This is a genomic window from Sphingobacterium siyangense (genome assembly GCF_007830445.1).
GTDB lineage: Bacteria > Bacteroidota > Bacteroidia > Sphingobacteriales > Sphingobacteriaceae > Sphingobacterium > Sphingobacterium siyangense.
On the sequence record NZ_VLKR01000002.1, the window covers coordinates 313,705 to 331,882 of the forward strand.

The 18,178-nt window shown below is 37.4% G+C and carries 16 protein-coding genes; 5 read left to right on the forward strand and 11 right to left on the reverse strand.

Annotation, left to right across the window (positions count from 1 at the left end):
- Positions 1-20: 20 nt before the first annotated feature.
- From IQ31_RS03680 to IQ31_RS03695, 4 genes are all read right to left on the reverse strand, one after another.
- On the reverse strand, positions 21-668 hold the full coding sequence (locus IQ31_RS03680) for a flavodoxin (protein ID WP_088163593.1): 648 nt from the start codon (positions 666-668) through the stop codon (positions 21-23).
- Between the two features lie 81 nt (positions 669-749).
- Complete coding sequence (locus IQ31_RS03685; protein ID WP_145327128.1) at positions 750-1,838, reverse strand: alpha/beta hydrolase; 1,089 nt, start codon at positions 1,836-1,838, stop codon at positions 750-752.
- A gap of 10 nt (positions 1,839-1,848) precedes the next feature.
- On the reverse strand, positions 1,849-2,832 hold the full coding sequence (locus IQ31_RS03690; RefSeq protein ID WP_088161981.1) for an aldo/keto reductase: 984 nt from the start codon (positions 2,830-2,832) through the stop codon (positions 1,849-1,851).
- Between the two features lie 20 nt (positions 2,833-2,852).
- The gene (locus IQ31_RS03695) at positions 2,853-3,707 is read right to left on the reverse strand and encodes an aldo/keto reductase (protein WP_232475549.1); all 855 of its coding nucleotides are present in this window, start codon (positions 3,705-3,707) and stop codon (positions 2,853-2,855) included.
- A 157-nt stretch (positions 3,708-3,864) separates the two neighbouring features.
- Between IQ31_RS03695 and IQ31_RS03700 the strand changes: the two genes are divergently transcribed.
- Complete coding sequence (locus IQ31_RS03700) at positions 3,865-4,764, forward strand: helix-turn-helix domain-containing protein (protein ID WP_088161980.1); 900 nt, start codon at positions 3,865-3,867, stop codon at positions 4,762-4,764.
- A gap of 419 nt (positions 4,765-5,183) precedes the next feature.
- Complete coding sequence (locus IQ31_RS03705) at positions 5,184-6,005, forward strand: helix-turn-helix domain-containing protein (RefSeq protein WP_088161979.1); 822 nt, start codon at positions 5,184-5,186, stop codon at positions 6,003-6,005.
- 336 nt (positions 6,006-6,341) lie between these two features.
- Here the strand turns inward: IQ31_RS03705 and IQ31_RS03710 are convergent, their stop codons facing one another.
- Both IQ31_RS03710 and IQ31_RS03715 read right to left on the reverse strand, forming a co-directional pair.
- On the reverse strand, positions 6,342-9,203 hold the full coding sequence (locus tag IQ31_RS03710; RefSeq protein WP_208734102.1) for a response regulator: 2,862 nt from the start codon (positions 9,201-9,203) through the stop codon (positions 6,342-6,344).
- 284 nt (positions 9,204-9,487) lie between these two features.
- The gene (locus IQ31_RS03715) at positions 9,488-10,429 is read right to left on the reverse strand and encodes a hypothetical protein (RefSeq protein ID WP_088161977.1); all 942 of its coding nucleotides are present in this window, start codon (positions 10,427-10,429) and stop codon (positions 9,488-9,490) included.
- A 644-nt stretch (positions 10,430-11,073) separates the two neighbouring features.
- On the opposite strand from IQ31_RS03715, the gene IQ31_RS27835 reads away from it, so the two are divergent.
- The 3 genes from IQ31_RS27835 (at position 11,074) to IQ31_RS03730 (ending at position 13,219) form a co-directional block, all read left to right on the forward strand.
- Complete coding sequence (locus tag IQ31_RS27835) at positions 11,074-11,220, forward strand: winged helix-turn-helix transcriptional regulator (RefSeq protein ID WP_232475804.1); 147 nt, start codon at positions 11,074-11,076, stop codon at positions 11,218-11,220.
- 215 nt (positions 11,221-11,435) lie between these two features.
- Complete coding sequence (locus IQ31_RS03725; protein WP_145327129.1) at positions 11,436-12,242, forward strand: hypothetical protein; 807 nt, start codon at positions 11,436-11,438, stop codon at positions 12,240-12,242.
- A gap of 131 nt (positions 12,243-12,373) precedes the next feature.
- Positions 12,374-13,219 (forward strand): GNAT family N-acetyltransferase, encoded by an 846-nt coding sequence (locus tag IQ31_RS03730; RefSeq protein ID WP_145327130.1) that lies wholly within the window; start codon positions 12,374-12,376, stop codon positions 13,217-13,219.
- Between the two features lie 180 nt (positions 13,220-13,399).
- On the opposite strand, the gene IQ31_RS03735 is transcribed toward IQ31_RS03730, so the two are convergent.
- From IQ31_RS03735 to IQ31_RS03755, 5 genes are all read right to left on the reverse strand, one after another.
- On the reverse strand, positions 13,400-14,128 hold the full coding sequence (locus tag IQ31_RS03735; RefSeq protein ID WP_075993132.1) for an MBL fold metallo-hydrolase: 729 nt from the start codon (positions 14,126-14,128) through the stop codon (positions 13,400-13,402).
- Positions 14,129-14,666: 538 nt separating this feature from the next.
- Positions 14,667-15,398, reverse strand: coding sequence for an SMI1/KNR4 family protein (locus tag IQ31_RS03740; RefSeq protein ID WP_145327131.1), 732 nt, complete (start codon positions 15,396-15,398; stop codon positions 14,667-14,669).
- Between the two features lie 79 nt (positions 15,399-15,477).
- The gene (locus IQ31_RS03745) at positions 15,478-16,407 is read right to left on the reverse strand and encodes an alpha/beta hydrolase (protein WP_088161934.1); all 930 of its coding nucleotides are present in this window, start codon (positions 16,405-16,407) and stop codon (positions 15,478-15,480) included.
- Between the two features lie 263 nt (positions 16,408-16,670).
- Positions 16,671-17,354, reverse strand: a complete 684-nt coding sequence (locus IQ31_RS03750; RefSeq protein WP_075993129.1) for a hypothetical protein — start codon at positions 17,352-17,354, stop codon at positions 16,671-16,673.
- Between the two features lie 25 nt (positions 17,355-17,379).
- Entirely contained in the window at positions 17,380-18,057 is a 678-nt protein-coding gene (locus tag IQ31_RS03755; protein ID WP_088161933.1) for a hypothetical protein, read from the reverse strand.
- Positions 18,058-18,178: the final 121 nt, after the last annotated feature.

Here is an 18,178-nt window from a genome sequence, read left to right on the forward strand (position 1 = left end):
TTTATGCTTTCCACTTCTTATTATTTTGTGAATCCAAGTTTTTCAAGCCATTGGGCAAGTTGAATGGTAAGCTGTTTTTCTTTTTCACCTGATATCACAAAGAGGATTCCGTCCCGTTCTTTCCCTGCTTTTGTTGTAAACCCTTCCAATATTTTGCTTTTGGAACAAAGTTGTTTGATCGTGTCAAAGCTGCTCCCAACGCCATATCCGGCATTTGTATTAAAAGGGACAATCGTCTTTCCTGCTAGATCATACTGTTTTAGAAAACTCTTTATGGGGGGAGGGAGCTGCATCCCCCAAGTTGGAAACCCCACAAAGATGAAGTCGTATTTTCCTATGTTGTCTATTTTCGTTTTTAGTGGCGGCAGATAACCCGTTTTATTTTCTTCGGCAACCTGGTCGACGGTGGTTTGATAGTGAGCGGGATAAGGATTTTCGAGTTCAAGACCAACTAGATCACCGCCTACCTGCCGATGGATAATCTCTGCGACAGCTTTGGTATTTTTCGTCCGCGATAGGTAAACGACCAAAACTTCCTGATTATTTAGCGAATCACAGGGAGCTATCGGGAAACCTTTGTTTTCAAATGTGGCTTCATTTGCTCCCGAACAGGAAGTTACCGCAAACAACAGGCAAAGTAGTAGGCAATATAAATATCTAGTTTTCATTTGCATCGTTTTTGATTTATACAAAGTTCCCTAAATCAACTTTCTTTTTAGGTAGACGGATTACGGATAGTACTACCATTATTACTTATCCAGTCCTTTTTGTTTTAACCATTTGTATAGTTCATCCGCAACTTGCAAATTGTTGAGATCCGAAAAAGGAAAATGAGTATTTCCCGTGATTCCAACTTCAGGAAGATGGATTACCGTCGCATTTCCGCCATGTTTATTAATTGCCGCGGCCCATAGTCTGGCCATTTCCAGCCCCGAACGCCAGTGGTCTTTGTTCCATACATTGGTCGGCTCTTTGGCAATATTATCCCCATAGTAAATGACAATTGGGATTTGGGTCAGCTTTTTAAAATCAGAGAGGGGGATTGTAACCCCTTTGAGTTCACCAAACAACCCCGCGGATTTTATGGGAGGCGGAAGTTCGCCCTCTGGAAATACAAATCCACTGTATGGTTCGTATGCGACGACCGCTTTGACTTTATCATTTTTGATCGCGGTCAGCCAACCTGGGCCTCCGCCCTGGGAGTGGGTGACCAAGATTCCGGCGTTAATCTTATCAAATAGACTGGATACCGCTGCGGTAATAACGGTTGCATCGAAAGCACCCGTATTGGGTGTCATCTGTCTATAGAACTGTTCTAATGCTATACTATCCTTTGGAAACTGAACATTCGGGAAATAGTTGGGGTAATTGCCTATACGAAATTGTGTAAACCAGAACTGCTCATCTGCCATAGGCTTGATCGTTGCTTCTACCATGCTTTTTCCGGCTTCCCCACGTCTGGGTTGGTCGATGAGGTACACTGAGAATTTCCGGCGGAGGAAAATGTTCTGAAAACCTTCTCTACCATCTGCTGTTGTTTCCCATGTTTTTTTTGATTGGCCTGCACCATGCAGAAATACCAAAGGATACTTGTGGGCTTTTACCGGTTTTTGATAGAAAACGTAGGCATGATCACCATGGAAAGTTTGTCCTTGAGGATTCAGGGCATCATTTACGTTCAAGTGCCCAGCTTCGGTCTTGATAGTACCACCAACTGCAAAGCTACCTTGATCATCAATGAGTAAAGGCTTTTGCTTTTTCTGGGCATGTACGGTCATCGATAAAATGAATAGGGCAGCAGAGGCTGTAATATTTCGTATTATTCTGTTCAATCGCATAGCTTATTTTTTATTTACCGACTCTGTTCTGTAAAGCAGCAGGATATCGTTCGCCTTGGATGGTAATTGCTGAAGCAGCCTGGTTGATCTCCCGTATTTCCTTTGTATCTAGCTGAACAGCAATGGCGTCAATATTTTCCTTCAGGCGATGTAGTTTTGTCGTTCCCGGGATTGGGGCAATCCATGGTTTCTGAGCAAGCAGCCATGCTAATGCAATTTGCGCTGGAGTGGCATCTTTTGCACTTGCTATCGTTTTTAGGAGATCTACAAGAACCTGATTCGCTTTGCGATTTTCTTCCGAGAAACGTGGTACGATGTTACGGAAATCCGTCGGGTCAAATTTTGTCGTTTCGTTGATTGCGCCGGTTAAGAAGCCTTTTCCCAAGGGGCTAAAGGGCACAAAACCGATCCCAAGCTCCTCCAGTGTAGGGATGATCTCATTTTCAGGTTCACGGTAAAAGAGCGAGTATTCGCTCTGCAATGCCGCTAGGGGCTGCTCTGTATGTGCTCGACGGATCGTTTCAGTTCCCGCTTCAGAGAGTCCCCAATGTTTTACTTTACCTTCAGCAATCAGATCGCGGATGGTTCCGGCCACCTCTTCAATAGGGATATTGGGGTCGGTGCGGTGTTGATAGAACAGGTCGATTCGGTCCGTACGCAGACGTTGGAGGGAAGCTTCAGCAACTTTTCTGATTCTGGCAGGACTGCTGTCCAAACCTTTTTTTGAATCGCCATCTTCGAAACCAAACTTAGTCGCGATCACCACATGGTCTCTGAATGGCTCCAATGCTTGTCCAAGTAGGGTTTCATTGGTAAAAGGGCCATAACATTCAGCGGTATCGAAAAAGGTGATTCCAGATTCAAAAGCAGCGCGGATTAATTGAATTGCCTCTTTTTCGTCCGTAGCCGGACCATAGCCAAAACTCAAACCCATGCAGCCTAATCCAAGTGCGGACACTTCAAGTCCACTATTTCCCAGTTTTCTTTTTTCCATTTTAGTATCAATTTAATGTTTTAGATATCAAGTTTTCTTTCACTCAGCGATCTGACCACCTTAGGGTCCCGGTGATCAAAAAATAGACTTTCTCCAGTGTCCAGGGATCTTATGGCATCCATTTCCTTCTCTGTCAGTTCGAAATCGAATAGCTGGAAATTTTCGCCTATTCTTTCTTTACGAACAGATTTGGGGATAGCAATGATGTCCCGTTGCACAAGCCATCGGAGGATGACCTGTGCAACAGTTTTATTGTAATTTTCTCCTATTGACTTAAGGACTCTATTATGGAAAATATCGTTTTTCCCCTCTGCAAAAGGACCCCAGGATTGGGTCTGGATATTATTTTCGTTCAGGAAAGCTTGATTTTGAATTTGCTGTTGAAAAGGATGTGTTTCGATCTGGTTGACAGCCGGAGTGAAACCACTATTGACAATGAGATCCATCACCCTGTCCGGCTGGAAATTAGCAGTCCCGATAGCCCTTATTTTACCGGCTTCATAAAGTTCCTGCATCGCTTTCCACGATCCAAAGATATCGCCATAAGGTTGGTGGATCAGATACAGATCGAGATAGTCCAATTGCAGTCTTTCCAACGAGCGGTGAAAAGCGGTCTTGGTTTTCTCATATCCCGTATCCTGAACCCACAGTTTGGTCGTGATAAATAATTCTTCACGTTGGATAGCGCAATTTTTTATCGCTTTTCCTACTGCTTCTTCATTCAAATAAGAGGCCGCGGTATCAATTAGCCGGTATCCAGTTTCGACGGCATCAATAACAGCACGTTCGCATTCTAAGGCATCTTTTATCTGGAAAACACCGAAACCAAGGATAGGCATTTCAATTCCGTTATTTAGTTTTACTTTATACATCATGAAAATCGTTTATGTAGTATACAATCCAATGATAACAAAGTTCGGTTTTGCAGGCTAAGGTTTTGGTAGATGGATTACGGATAGTTCTACCAATATTACGGATTCAATACATTATTGGATTTCAGTTTTGTAAATTTGTTTCATAGCATTCAGGCAAATGGAAGAGATCATCAATTTTAAGAGTATTAGCGAATACAATAATTTCAATAACAATGAAACATTGCATCCTTTGGTCAGTGTTGTCGATTTGAGCAAAGCTGATCCTCGTAAACTGTCAAAGCTCAGGTATGAGTTCTATACCGTGTTTTTTAAAGAAATAAAATGCGGAGATCTCCGGTATGGACTTAAGAATTATGATTATGAAGAGGGAACATTGATATTTTTGGCTCCGGGGCAGGTCATTGGGGAGAATGGCACGGAATTCTACCAGCCTCAGGGGACAGCATTGGTATTTCATCCAGAGCTGCTTTATGGTACTTCGTTGGCAAAGGAGATTGCCAACTATACGTTCTTTTCCTATTCAGCTAGCGAGGCGCTTCATCTTTCCGAGCAGGAGAGGAGGGTCATTATGGATTGCCTCAACAAAATAAAGCATGAACTGGTTCATAGTATCGACAAGCATACCAAAAAGCTCATTGTCTCCAACATCGAGCTTTTCCTAGATTATTGTCAACGGTTTTATGACAGACAATTTATAACGCGCGAAAATGTTAATAAGGGTATTATAGAAAAATTCGAAGAGATTTTGAATGCTTATTTTCAGTCAGATGAACCACAACAATACGGTCTGCCAACTGTGGCCTACTTTGCTGAACAATTATTTCTTTCTGCCAACTATTTTGGTGACCTCGTTAAGAAAGAAACAGGGAAGACTGCGCAGGAATATATTCAGAATAAGTTAATCGAGATTGCCAAGGAAAAAATATTCGATTCGAATAAGACTATTAACGAAATTGCATTTGAACTTGGTTTTAAATATCCGCAGCATTTTAGTCGCTTATTTAAAAACCGTGTCGGTTATAGCCCAAATGAGTACCGGAATGTCAATCTGAATTAGTTTTAAAATGAGAAGCCTTGATATTCTGCTCATTTAAAAATTACAAGAATAGCAGAGGCTATGGTATATCCTTCGTCTTGACCATCAAAAGTGAGGAGGAGCCAGTGTCTGTTCAATTAGAAGCTATTTCTTGCGACAGGTTATCATATTTAGGGCGCCATCCCAATTCTTTTCTGGCTCGGTCAGAATTGACAAGGATATTTGAACCTAATCCAAAATGTGCCATTATTGGTCCCCAGAGAGCAATGGCATCCATTATTGAAATTTGTTCAATAGTGTCCTGTTTATAGCCTAAACCATAGACCCTGAAGCGTAAGGATAGCAATAAATGAGCTTTTCAGAAATGTTAATTGAGCTTCAGCGTAAAGAACTTACTTTGCTTATTTACTACTTTTGTGAAAAAAATAGCATATTATTCGATGGAACACGCTGATAAATTAAAAACGATAAGTTATTGGGGTATCTTCCTTTCTTGCTTTTCAGACTTTAGCGAAAAATGTATTCATGCTGCGCCTGAACATGTATTAGTGTATGTATATTCAGGTGAACAGATTATTGAAGATCGAAACAAGAAAATTAAGATAAAAGCTGGAGAATGTGCGTTTATTCGGCGTAACCATCGTTTGTTGATGTATAAAAATAGCAAGGGGAATGATCTGTATAAGGGGATTTCATTAACATTCAACCGAAGTGTTCTAAGGGAGTTTTACAGCCGGCTGAATAAATCTAAGCTTCCTAAACAAGAAGCATTTTCAGATAAAAATGTATTTAAGATAGAACCAAAGCCAGATATTGCGAGTTTGTTTAATTCGCTTACTCCATATTTTGAGGAAAATGTAAAACCGACGGAAGAAGTGACACATTTGAAACTGCTCGAAGGTATTTATGCTCTACTCAATAACGCTGATGTTTTCTTCCCGATATTATTTGATTTCGCTGATCCTTGGAAGATAGATATGTTGGAATTTTTGAATGATCACTATATGGATGATCTGACAATGGAGCAAATTGCGGCCTATACCGGTCGAAGCCTGGCAACATTTAAACGTGACTTTGCAAAAATTAGTACGCTAAGTCCTCAAAAATGGTTGATAAAAAAGCGGTTGGAATCGGCGTATGTCAAATTAAAAGAAGAAGGTAAAAAGGTGCAGAATGTATACGTTGAAGTAGGCTTTAAAAACCCGTCCCATTTTTCAACTGCATTTAAAAAACAATATGGTATAACACCTTCTGAAATCTAGTTTGATGAATTAATCTATTCCATTTAGGGATCGACAATAGGGATGAAGAAATATTTTATTATTTCCTAACAGGCCAAAAGATTGAAAAGCAATCGAACAATTGCCAAAAACAACATACTCCGAAGAGCAAGCAGTGTAAGACTTGAACAAATAAAATTCTTCAGAAAAAAGTAATAGTGCGAAGAATTACTGAAATAGATCATCTTTTTTCTTAGAACAACAACGTCCAATCTTTATCGGATTGGGCGTTATTGTTCTATTTGGGTACCTACTGTATCTTGATCTTAGTAGATATTCTGATACCGTTGACCATTCAGATTCGAACAGCCATAATTACTAAACACTAATATATTTTTTGAGTACTTCAAGAAGGTCTGCCCGCCGTATCGGTTTGGGAAGAAAGTCATTCATTCCGGATTCAAGGCATTTTTCTTTTTCCCCCAGCACATTTCCAGCGGTAACGCCTATGATAGGTATATGTTGATATGCAGACAGCATTCTAATATGTTGTGTTGCCTCAATACCACTCATGATCGGCATTTGTACATCCATAATAATAAGGGAAAACTGCTTTTTTTTGCATTCTTCCAAAGCCTGTAAACCATTAGCTGCTTCCGTTAGAAGTATATTGGGAGCAAGAGACTTCATTATCCTATTGTTCAGGACCATATTCACTGGGTTATCATCAACCAAAAGTACGTCTAACTCTCGCGCAAATGCATGCGAATCTTTCTCAGTCTGATCCTGAATAATTTCTATTACTGTACTTCGGTCTACCTTTTTAAGGGTTTTGTATAGATCATGTGATTTTATAGGCTTCAATAGCAAATGTGTATTTTCTATTTTCCTAACCGATGTAAGTATATCCAATTCTTCCGAAGAAGACGAAAGTACTATAAATGGAGCAACTTCTTTTCGCTGATTTAACAAGCCTTTTATTTTTTCTATTGTTTCCAATCCGGACATGATAGGCATATGATAATCCATCAGAATGACATCGAACCGCTCACCTTTCAACATGATATCCAAGGCTTCCATTCCATTAGAAGCTAACGTGGATTTGATATTTTTATAGGTAAGCATGTGTTCAAGAATAATCCTGTTGCTTTCATTATCATCCACCACTAAGGCAGTTTTAATTGTCGTTTCATCCTCTTCTTTCCATTCAGACATTTCGTAAGGAACCTCAAGATCGAAGAAAAATACAGAACCGCTGTCCATTTCGCTGGTCAGCGACAAATGACTTCCCATATATCCCAAGATATTGTTCGAGATGGTTAGTCCCAGTCCTGTGCCGCCAAATCGTTTACTGATTGAACTGTTTTCCTGGGTAAAGGCATCAAAAATATATTTCTGTTTCTCTATAGGAATGCCGATTCCAGTATCTCTTACCGAGAAGCGCAAGGCAATCGTATGATCATCCATGCGCAATTTCTCTACTTTTAGTTCGATCTCGCCCTTTTCTGTGAATTTTACAGCATTTCCTAACAGATTGATCAAGATTTGTTTTAATCTGACTTCATCAATGAAAAGTATTTTTGGGAGGCCAGGCTCAACGTTGAGAAGAAGTTCGATGTTTTTTTTCTGGGATTGATAAAGAATAACATTGATGACTTGGCTTAACATATCATACACATCACTTTTTTCAATCAAAAGGTCCATTTTTCCGGATTCTATTTTAGAAAAATCCAGTATATCATTGATGATGCTAAGGAGGTTTTCCCCTGATTCATTGATGTAATTTAGATATTGCGTCTGTGTTTCATTCAGTGGTGTCCGGAGGAGGAGGTCTGAAAAACCAATAACTCCGTTCAAGGGAGTACGGATCTCATGACTCATATTGGCCAGGAATTCGGATTTTGCCCTGCTGGCTATATCTGCAGTTTCCTTGGCATTTTTCAGTTCCTCGTTTATTTTTACGGCATTTGTAATATTCTGTATGGAAATAATTATACCTCCAACCTCATCTTTTGTAAGATACCAGGGTCCGACTTTAAGATCGTAATGTTGAATTTCTTCTTTTCCTTCCACCTTTAGTGCAAAATCCCCGTCGATGTACGTTTCTCCCAAAAGCGCATTCCTGTAAATCTTTTTTCTTTCTTCGGGAATATTGGGCGATATTGTAAACAGGTTATTGCCGATAAGGTCGACATTATTCATACTAAATTCATCTCGCCATCTGCTGCTGACGGCAACGTAGTTAAGGGCTTTGTCAAGCATCGCCAAAGGAATAGGAACATCTGTAGCACAGGACTGCATCATAGCTTCCTTCTGAGCAACTTCCAGAAACATTTTTTTGAAGGCATCAATGTTCTGAATAATTCCAAAAACCCTGTGGCAAACTTCATTTTCAAATTCGGGAATTCCTTTTACTCTTACCCAGATGGTGACACCGTCATTACGCAGAAGTTGTAGCTCCTCATCAAAAGAGATCCCTTGTTGTACTGCTCTGTTGAATAGAAATTCTATTCTCTCTCTGTTTTTTCCTTCGTAAAATCCAAGGGCATTTTCAAAGGTTGGTTGGAAATTAATGTTAGTTTTATGAATTTCTCGTACACTTTGAGACCAGGTGAGCTTTCCGCTCTTTATATTGACTTCCCAGCCTCCCACTTGGGCAACCGCGCTTGTTTCCTCGAGCATTTCCTTCGTATAAAACAGATCTTTTTCCAACTTATCGCGGCGCATAATGTCCGATTTTAGTTGAATATAAACGAAAATGGTGACGCCAATGGCCGCAACCGCTGAAAAGATAATGAATAAAACGGTCCGTTTGGTGGAGTTATTCAGATCTTCATTTTTTAGGGCAAGCTGAACTTCCTCGTGTTTTACAAATTCCTGAACGAGCATTCGGCATTTATCCATGGCCATCTTGTTTTGAACAAGTTCCTCTGGAGTCATTACTATTCCCTTAGTACGATTATCAATCAACAAGACATATTCTTTCATCAACCTGTCTGAGGTATGCAGCAGTTCATGAAGGATATTAATCTGGCGTTTATCGTTAAGATTAAATTTATCTTTGTTAGCAACAAGCAGCGGATATTCATTCCTGCTTTTATTGAAAGGTTCAAGAAAATTTTCACGGCCGGTAAGCTGATATCCCCGATTGCCTGTTTCGGCATTTAACAGCGTGTTTACAATATCTTTTATTAAACTGATAGACTCCTTCGTTTTTAAGAGGCTTTTCCTGCTCTCCATCTGGTTATGTATGCTAATATAAGATGCTATAGAACCCGCAATCAGTAGTATCAAAGAAAGCATTACACCTATCTGGAGATTTCTTATAATTTTTTTTGGCATTGGTCGGTAGTTTACTGTTAAGATACTAAAAAAGTAGAATTGTATCTCTAATCAGTCAGTAATATTTGATGGCTTTCATCATGTTTCTACGAGATAGCTGATATTGGAGATTTCACCTATTGAGATCATGCGATTCCACTTTAGCTAGCCTGAAACAACAGCTTTTCTGCCGATAGCGTTTATTATTTTTTGTATTTTGTTATTGCATAACCGTCAAATCTTATTAATTCTAATTCTTCCTTTCCTTTCGGTATGTTGTAATAAAAGTTATAAAATTGAACAACTTTACCGCTAGGGAAACCTTTGGTAAATTTTGAAGTTATTGCCGATTGTTTGATTATTTCTGAATTCTTTTTCACAAGAGTTGCCATTGTTCCGTTTCCATAAATTTTGACGTCGCAACTATCCTTTGGTAGCAATGTAAAAGTATTTGATAGAAGAGCTTCTCTTTCTTTTAATATCCATTCTTTTTTCATCCCTCGTAATTGTGCCACCTCAAATTCTGCGTTTTGGATAATTTCCAAAACGTTATTGCTATTTTTATCATTTAAATCTTTCGTCAGGTTGGTAAGAGCACTATACAGGTTGTCAAGTAGTTCTGTTGAATTCTTTAATTGAACTGATTTATTTAAGGAAGATAGTTCGACAGGAATTTTGGCATTAAACTTTATCGTTTTCAAGAAGTAACCACTTTTAATGTTTTCTTGAGTAATATCATCATCTGATAATTCATAATTTACTAAAATATTTTCTTTGGGAAAATCTGATTCATTGGAAATGATTGATATTCCTTGGGCTGACCTGACTAATAGAATTTTTAAAATCGGATTTCCTTGCTTTTTATAATTGGATAAGTCAATTAGTATTTTTAACTCTTGTTCGCCATTTTTGTTGATCGCAATGTCAATAAAGTTTGGAATTGTGTTTCCAAAGAATTCAAGCCCTTTGACTACAGGATAATCATTTATTGAGATTTCAGTAGGATAATAAAACGTCGGTTGGATACCATAGTTGCTCTTGTCCGCATTATATTTTAGTTTATCCAAAATTTCTGTCTTACTTTCTTGTCCTTTACAAGAGGCTAAAGTCAGTAAAACAATAATTGATAACATATATTTTTTCATAAGTCAATTTTGTTGGAGCGTGTTGGTTTAATATTTCGGCCAACGCTATTCAACAGCTTTCCGATATACTAGCCGTATTGCTTAAGAAGTATTGGTAATTGTCAAATGTAAAAATATCAATTTTTGCAGTGTAAACCGTTTACAATTCGCTGACTATCGTTTAAAATTCGTTAAAAAGGATGTTATTCAATTTCATATGTTGTTCTGTGATAACATACTTATCGATACAATACACATAAATAATAGCTTACGAACCCAGGAAATTCCCATTGTATTTCTATATAACTAAGTAGCTAATTTACATAACTAATTTGTATCTTAATGCAACAGTTCTCTGTGAAAAAATCAATAAATACTATTTTTTTGATGATACTAATTATTAGACTGTCTTGCTTCTCATGCATGATTTACGGACAGAAATATTTTGATTTAGACCTTTCAGGACGATATGAGTCTTATATAGGACGATATATTATGCGATAAAATGAGGTATACTTAAGTTTTATTATAAGTTCTTAGGCCATTGTCAATTTAAAGGGGCATAAAAGCCCCAGTGAATTGCAGCATAAAATACCAGATGCCTCTAGACGGTTTTAAATACCCAGCTGAAAGAACTGGAAGACCATGAACTTATCAGCAAGAAAATTTATCCTGTTGTACCACCAAAAGTAGAATATTCACTCACAGATTTTGGAATGACGCTGATCCCAGTAATTTCCGCACTTGGATATTGGGGAGACCAGAATGAAGATAGACTGAGAAGAGTAATTTTAAAAAGAATTTCAGAATGATAAAAAGGGTGAGGATAGTCGCCTTTTTCAGAATAGGTGGGTATGCAAAATTTACCACTGTTCAGCGAATCGTAATTTTCTGCTCACGGATTTTAAATAGAGGGCCATGGGTATTGTCGAATACCTTATTTTTATTTTGGAATAATAGAGAGCTGCAACGGAATAAACTAAAAAAGTTATTGCTATGCTTAGTGCTTACATCTGAACAAAGGGTTATGAAATCAATTGGCAAATTTCTTCAATGGTCTGTGGCTGCTGCCTTCATCTTTGTCATCGTTTTCTGGGGCAACAGTTACCGTTATTTTGTTTACGCGCTGGTATGCTCTTCTCTGCTTTATTTCCCTTTGCAAAAAATAATCCTTAGCAAATTAGGTAAAGGAGATGGTCGGGATGAAGTCCGCTATAATGTGAATGGAAAGCGCATAACAATGCGAAGTGGCAATCGCATAGCGTTTGTTGTTCTGTTGGCAGCAGTGTATGTTTTAATAATTTCCGTTTTTTCTGTAAGTCCATCTTTGGAGCGTAAAGAGTTTGCGCGGACGCATCCGAGCTGGATTGCAACAGCGCCCGCTATCATAAACTTCGAATCTAAAATACATAGAGGCAAGACAAAATACGCCTATTTAAATGTCGAACACCGATATACTGCCAATGGACAGCTATACTTGCGGAAATTAGATAAGGCGGAAAAGCAGTATGCATTTTTACCTATTGTGAGCCAGCGACGTTTTGAGCAGATGCGAACCGAACTGCTGGATAGAGCAAATGGAATAATAACTAATAAGGAATACATATTGTTTTACAATCCACAAAATACTGAACAGCAGAAGTTTTGCCTTGCAGACGATTCTTTTTATCTGCAGGGATCTTGGCTGTACGATATATTGTTTGTCTATTTATTACTATTCTTATTCATTGTAATCATCGCGTTTTTGTTTAGAAAAGACTACAATAATAGGATGAAAAAATCTAATTCGACCATTCATTATTACCGTCGTACAGATTATTATGAAAACAGGTAAAGTTTGCGTACTACAGGATTAATTTAGAATGTCTAAACTGGTTTCTGCTTGGAGATTTCTACTTAAAAAGCAGCTGTTTGTAAAAATTGTCTTATATTTCATTTCAATTTTTACCGTCGGCCACTTTGATTATGGAAATTAGATCCCTGGAAAAAATAGATCCTGAAATTTTGTTTTATGCATTTCAGAGAGCTTTTGCCGAATATGAAATGCAATTGGATAAAAGTCAGCTCTTGGCTATGCTCAAGAGGCGCGGTTTTAGGCCTGATCTTTCCTTTGGGGTTTTTGACGGTGATGCTATCGTATCTTTCACCTTTAACGGGATCGGTGATTTCGATGAGGTTTTAACGGCTTATGATACGGGGACAGGTACTCTTAAAAATTATCAGGGACAAGGACTTGCCACATCGGTATTTAATTATTCGATTCCCTATCTGAAGAAGGCTGGAGTCCATAATTATCTGCTGGAAGTACTGCAGCATAATAAAAGTGCCGTATCGGTTTATAAAAAGATCGGCTTTACTGTGGTCCGAAAGTTCTTTTATTTTAAGCAAAAGATTGAGGCAATTACTTTATTGGCCAAAAGTTCAACCTTTAATATAAAACCAATAGATATTTTTGAATATACTGAAATTGAAACTTTTTGGGATTTTAAACCATCCTGGCAAAATAGCATTGAATCAATTCGTAGGTCTTTCGACAATTTTATTTGCACAGGCGTTTTTTCAGAGGATAAGCTGATTGGATATTGCGTATTTGAGCCAGGATCAGGAGATATTACACAACTGGCGGTAAATAAAGAACACAGAAGAAAAGGTGCTGGTACCCTATTGCTTCAGCATATAATAGAGACTATGCAAACTGACGCTATAAAAATTATCAATACAGACATTAGCTGTGAATCTATGACAGCTTTTCTGAAATCCGTGAATATTGAACCAGTTGGAAAGCAATATGAAACGATCAAAAGGCTGTGACAAATTTCCGATTCCTTTTTTCTTTTCTCACGATCCCATTTTCTTTTTTGTTTAAAAAAAGGAAATTAATAGGGATGCAAAACTACTTGTTGATTTAAATATCAGGTAACGATGCAGATGATTTTTTTATTGTCTTTTCTAAAAAATTAACGTTGATGAGTGAGGATTTGAAATAGGAAACTATTTACCAAGTCTAATTATTTCATTTTCAATATCATGGTAAAGCAGGATTTTCCATTGTTCTTCTTGTGCTCTTTGCTTCCAAATGATCCGTTTTTCCATTGCTTTTTTGCCATCATAATCAGTTTTAAATGCTATTTGATAGTTTAGATATCCCATTTGAGGAAGATTGTCTGCACCATAAAAAGCGGTTTCTCCATCTTCCTTAATCCAGAAAACCTGATGATAAGGGGTATGTCCGCCAGTCACTTCGAAATCAATTTCTGAAGTAATACTTCCTTTATCAGAATCCATCCAGACAATATTGGCATTCTCAACAATGAACTTCAAAACATCCAAATCAAAAGAAGGACTCCCTTCTTTTGAGAGCGCAAAATCATATTCACGCTTTTGCAGATAGACTTCGGCATTTGGAAAATTAAGCGTCCAATCATTTTTCTCTCTATTCACAAGTCCGTCAATGTGATCTTTGTGCAAATGAGAAAGCATAACTAGCTTGACATCTTTTGGTTGGAAACCTGCTTTTATCATGTTGCTATGAATTTTTGGGATACCGTTTCCCATCCAGCCTAATCCTGCATCTAGTAGCACTAGATTGCCAGCTGTTTCAATAAGAAAAGGCTGCACCGCCATCTTTAAATTTTTATCGTTTTCCGTATCTTCTAGATAGGTGAAATTTTTGTTCTTATCTACACTGAAATCACCGTCTTTTAAAGGATATATTTTCATTTGTTGTTATTTAATCTCACTTATGCTATTGACCGATAAAGCGTATTAAACAAAACTAAACATCCCAAAAGCAAAATCCTCATTCTATTGAATTAATTACGGTTCCCGTAGAGATATCAACGAAATTTCAAGACGGAATACCCAATTCTTGATTTTTCAACATTTACCCTTAATACATGTTTAAGAATGGTCTAAAAAGCTATTGGATTTGAAAGTTTATTGAATTTTCCAAATCATCCTTTTCTAACTCAAGAAAGTAACTAGAGAGAATTGCAGCGATTGAATAGCAGATTATTGGTTACATAACTCCAACGGTATTAAATAAATAGATTGTGGCGCCAATGCCAAGAATTGTGGTAGAAACCAAAATTAGTTGTAACCATTTTGTGCCCATTTTACTATGTTTGTTAAGCCCGTAGATGACTAAAATAGATAAGTAGGGTGGGTAAAGAGAAGACAAGACTTACCGCAGGTAGCATGAGTGTAACCACCACTACTTGATCTGACTTTGGCTACGCCTAAAAATTGTCAGATATCATTATCGTCCAAATAATTTTGATAAAAATCCTTTTTTAATTGGCTTCTCAATTCCCCAAATTAATTCCGTTTCGTGTCGTTTTGCTTTGTCAATGTTCGGCCCGAATTTGCCCCACGCAAATCCGCTCTGAATTTGTTTGTTTCTCAAGTCTGCAATTACAAAATTGTCAGGAAGTGATAGTGCAAAGTTTTTCAAAGTTGTGTCTTTAGATTGTCTTGCATTTTCAAGTTCAATAAATCCATCTCCTTTGCTCCAAATATCCATAACCACTTTTTCGTGAATAATATCAAGGTTTGACTTATTCCCATTTTTTCCAAAATCGTCGATTTGTTCTATAAACTGAGTTAAGTTGTCCGAGTGTTTTACGATTACAGCTGGGGCGTGGCACACATAAAACACGCTTCCCCAACTTCCACTGTTGTCAACATCTAAAATCCAAAAATTTCCGAGTCCGTCTCCCGCAAGTTGAACTGAATTAGGAAAAAACTCTTCAAATCCAAATTGACCTACTCCGTCAAATGTGACTTCTTCAAATCCGAAAAATTCAAAACCGCTTGCAAATTTTAGTAATTCTCTTATCTCTGGCGGAATTTGTCCTGTCGGCAGTCGTCTGACTAATTCGTCAATCTGCTGGTTGGTCAAACCTTCTTTTAGTTCTACTTTATATTCGTCACCATCTTCTGAAATATATTGTTCTGTCAAAATGGACGTCAGTCTTTCTATTGGTGTCATAAATTCAATTTTGTTGTCTTGGTGTGTTTTGTTATGCTTGCAGCTAACTTTTTGCTAATACCTTGTTGGTGGTAGTTTTTTATTTAATCCACTTTTCTATTATTTCAATGAATGGGTTTTGCTGGTCAACAAATGGATAATGCGAGCAATTGTCAATTGTCTTGAAATTCTGTTTTCCAACTATTTTCTTCATATCACTTAATTGCTTTTCTGAAAAGATTTTGTCTTGCAAACCATAAATTGCAAATAATTTTACATTCTCTTTTTCTAGTTTTTTTAAAATAGGTTTGGTGTCAATATTATTTTTGTTTTCATTTTTATAGAACAAAATAGGGGCGTCGTCATTTCGGATATTGCTTTTTCCATATTCACTATTTTCATAATTTTCCCGCAATTGGTTTGCTTCATTTGTCGGAAATGGCATTTTGAAATAGTTGTTCATACTTGCAATTTCATAACATTGCTTTCTGTATTCAGCCGAATTTTTAGCTAATCTTTCAATTTCAGAAATTTTGGAAAGCATTAAAGTGTCATTCTTTTTTTTGTAGATTTTTCGTGTCGTTTCCAAAATATGGTTATACGTTTCTTGTTGGGAAAAAAGTGCACCTGCAAGAATTAATGAACTTACTTTTTCAGGATTTTGTTCTGTAAAAAGTGTTCCAACCAAACCACCAAAACTATGAGCAATGATATTTGCTCTTTTGATGTTATATTTTTCGTAAATGCTATTTAAATCACTAATTGCTTCTTGAAAAGTAAATGTTGCAGTTGTGTCGATTGAACGACCTTCACCACGTCTGTCATAAACGATAACATAAAAACCTTTTCCGGCTAAATTTTCTGCAGTTGTTCCCTCGAAGAGTGTCGAGTTTCCTCTTGGTCCGCCGTGAATGAAAATTATTGTCGGATTTTCACTCTTTCCGTATGTTTTTGAGTAAATCTTTTCCGTTTGAGCTTTTCCAATTATTGATGTTAGCGTACAAAAAAGTAGTAAAAAAATTTTTTTCATTTTAAGGTGCTATGTTCAGTTATGAATTCAGATAAAATTATCGGCAATGGGGCAACGACTTGGCGAAGTAGTGTAGCCGTATCGAAGATACGAAAGAGGAGCTGTTTTGCCAAGACGCTTATTGTAAGTTTATCTTCGTAAGTCAATCATCACCGCATAGATCCACATCGGCTCTGTTTGACCTGCTCGTTCAAAAGCGTTCTTTTTATAAAAGTCGATTGCCTTTCAGGCGGCAGTAAGTGTTATGAAGAAATGTTACTGTGTTAAAGAAAACTGCTGTAGAGTGTTATATTTAACGTTTTACCCTTAGCTACCTGGTAAGAACCAAACCCCCAGCCATAGTTACCATATGTCTTGTGGTGAACAATAAAATCAAAAATTTGGTTAGCTGGTACTTTTAGGCTTACGCATCCATTTTTATCCGTCAGCCCTTTCAGCGTCGAGCTTTTTACTATATCCGCGATATTATCAGAGGTGACATGGATCTTATTGACAGGAAATGCCACGACTCCCTGATCTTGGATAGGGGTGCGGGTTTCGTACGATAGTAACTGAATTATCAGGGTGCCCGAAAAATCAGTTACCTTTGTTGTCTTTTTACGTTCTATACCCGCTGTAATCTGTACATATTCATCGACGCTGTAATCGTTGTTATTTAATTTTATAGAATCTGTCCTTAGTTGATAATTATTAGGTAACAAATCCGTAAAATTGATTTCGCCAACACTGCTCGTAATAGCTGAATCTATCGGTGAATTAGGATCTTGCTTGCTCCCAGGGTTATAAATGTAAACTTTGAGACCAGACAATCCCTTACCAGTATCGTCTGTCAATTTGTAGTTTAGTTTTCCCGTAATTTCCCCTTCCGCCAGTTTGACAACGACCTCCTTCTGACAGGAGACTGTTGCAATCAACAGTGTGAGCACAATAAAAAAATAGCCTTTCATATCATTAAAGTTTTTTATCAGCTAATTATTGATAAAAACCTGCAAAATAGTTCATCGTCATACCTTTTTGAATGGATGTTGTGCCCCAGTTAAGGTTTGACAAGGTTGTTATATTATAGAGTAAGACGACATAATCTTTGCCAGATGCGATCTTTAATGTAGCAATTCCATTTTCGCCAGTCACACCTTTAAATTCTGCGTTAGCTAAGTTTTTTGAAATATATTGCTCATATTCGTAGTTATTAACAGGAATGATGAGAACACCTATATTTTTTGCGGGTTGATTCGTGTTATAGGAAGTTACTTTAACGACTAATGTTCCTGAAAAGTCTGTCACTTTGGTCTCTTTGTTCTTTGTCATACCAGTGGTGACCTGAACATAATCTCTAACAGTATAATTTACATTGTTTACTTTTGCCGAATCAGCGACTATTAGATAACTTTTCGGATTTAGATCACCAAAATCAACTTGGCCGTTTCCGTCGGTGCGACGCTCATCGATTAATATACTGTTGCTTGCATAATAGCTGTCCAAGTGATCAAACAAGGATATCTTTACATTAGATAGGCCTTTACCGTTTGCGTCAGTTAATTTGTAAGTAAGTTTTCCACTATTGGAGAGAGACATCTCTACCTCGGTTGTTTTCTTACAAGATACAAATGCTATCGCTATAAGCATTAAATAGGCTAATTTTAATTTCATAAATATTAGTTAATTGTTTAAGGTTGCAAATATATCACTTTGGTTACTATGTTGTGCTTTTTAAACGAAATAGTGTAAAATAGTTTTGCCGACAATAGTCGGTAAATTTCCAACTATCTTT

What these genes read in the sequence shown, in the direction of transcription:
- IQ31_RS03680 (WP_088163593.1), bottom strand. Translation starts at nt 668, where the DNA reads ATGAAAACTAGATATTTATATTGCCTACTACTTTGCCTGTTGTTTGCG.
- IQ31_RS03685 (WP_145327128.1), bottom strand. Translation starts at nt 1,838, where the DNA reads ATGCGATTGAACAGAATAATACGAAATATTACAGCCTCTGCTGCCCTA.
- IQ31_RS03690 (WP_088161981.1), bottom strand. Translation starts at nt 2,832, where the DNA reads ATGGAAAAAAGAAAACTGGGAAATAGTGGACTTGAAGTGTCCGCACTT.
- IQ31_RS03695 (WP_232475549.1), bottom strand. Translation starts at nt 3,707, where the DNA reads ATGATGTATAAAGTAAAACTAAATAACGGAATTGAAATGCCTATCCTT.
- IQ31_RS03700 (WP_088161980.1), top strand. Translation starts at nt 3,865, where the DNA reads ATGGAAGAGATCATCAATTTTAAGAGTATTAGCGAATACAATAATTTC.
- IQ31_RS03705 (WP_088161979.1), top strand. Translation starts at nt 5,184, where the DNA reads ATGGAACACGCTGATAAATTAAAAACGATAAGTTATTGGGGTATCTTC.
- IQ31_RS03710 (WP_208734102.1), bottom strand. Translation starts at nt 9,203, where the DNA reads ATGGAGAGCAGGAAAAGCCTCTTAAAAACGAAGGAGTCTATCAGTTTA.
- IQ31_RS03715 (WP_088161977.1), bottom strand. Translation starts at nt 10,429, where the DNA reads ATGAAAAAATATATGTTATCAATTATTGTTTTACTGACTTTAGCCTCT.
- IQ31_RS03725 (WP_145327129.1), top strand. Translation starts at nt 11,436, where the DNA reads ATGAAATCAATTGGCAAATTTCTTCAATGGTCTGTGGCTGCTGCCTTC.
- IQ31_RS03730 (WP_145327130.1), top strand. Translation starts at nt 12,374, where the DNA reads ATGGAAATTAGATCCCTGGAAAAAATAGATCCTGAAATTTTGTTTTAT.
- IQ31_RS03735 (WP_075993132.1), bottom strand. Translation starts at nt 14,128, where the DNA reads ATGAAAATATATCCTTTAAAAGACGGTGATTTCAGTGTAGATAAGAAC.
- IQ31_RS03740 (WP_145327131.1), bottom strand. Translation starts at nt 15,398, where the DNA reads ATGACACCAATAGAAAGACTGACGTCCATTTTGACAGAACAATATATT.
- IQ31_RS03745 (WP_088161934.1), bottom strand. Translation starts at nt 16,407, where the DNA reads ATGAAAAAAATTTTTTTACTACTTTTTTGTACGCTAACATCAATAATT.
- IQ31_RS03750 (WP_075993129.1), bottom strand. Translation starts at nt 17,354, where the DNA reads ATGAAAGGCTATTTTTTTATTGTGCTCACACTGTTGATTGCAACAGTC.
- IQ31_RS03755 (WP_088161933.1), bottom strand. Translation starts at nt 18,057, where the DNA reads ATGAAATTAAAATTAGCCTATTTAATGCTTATAGCGATAGCATTTGTA.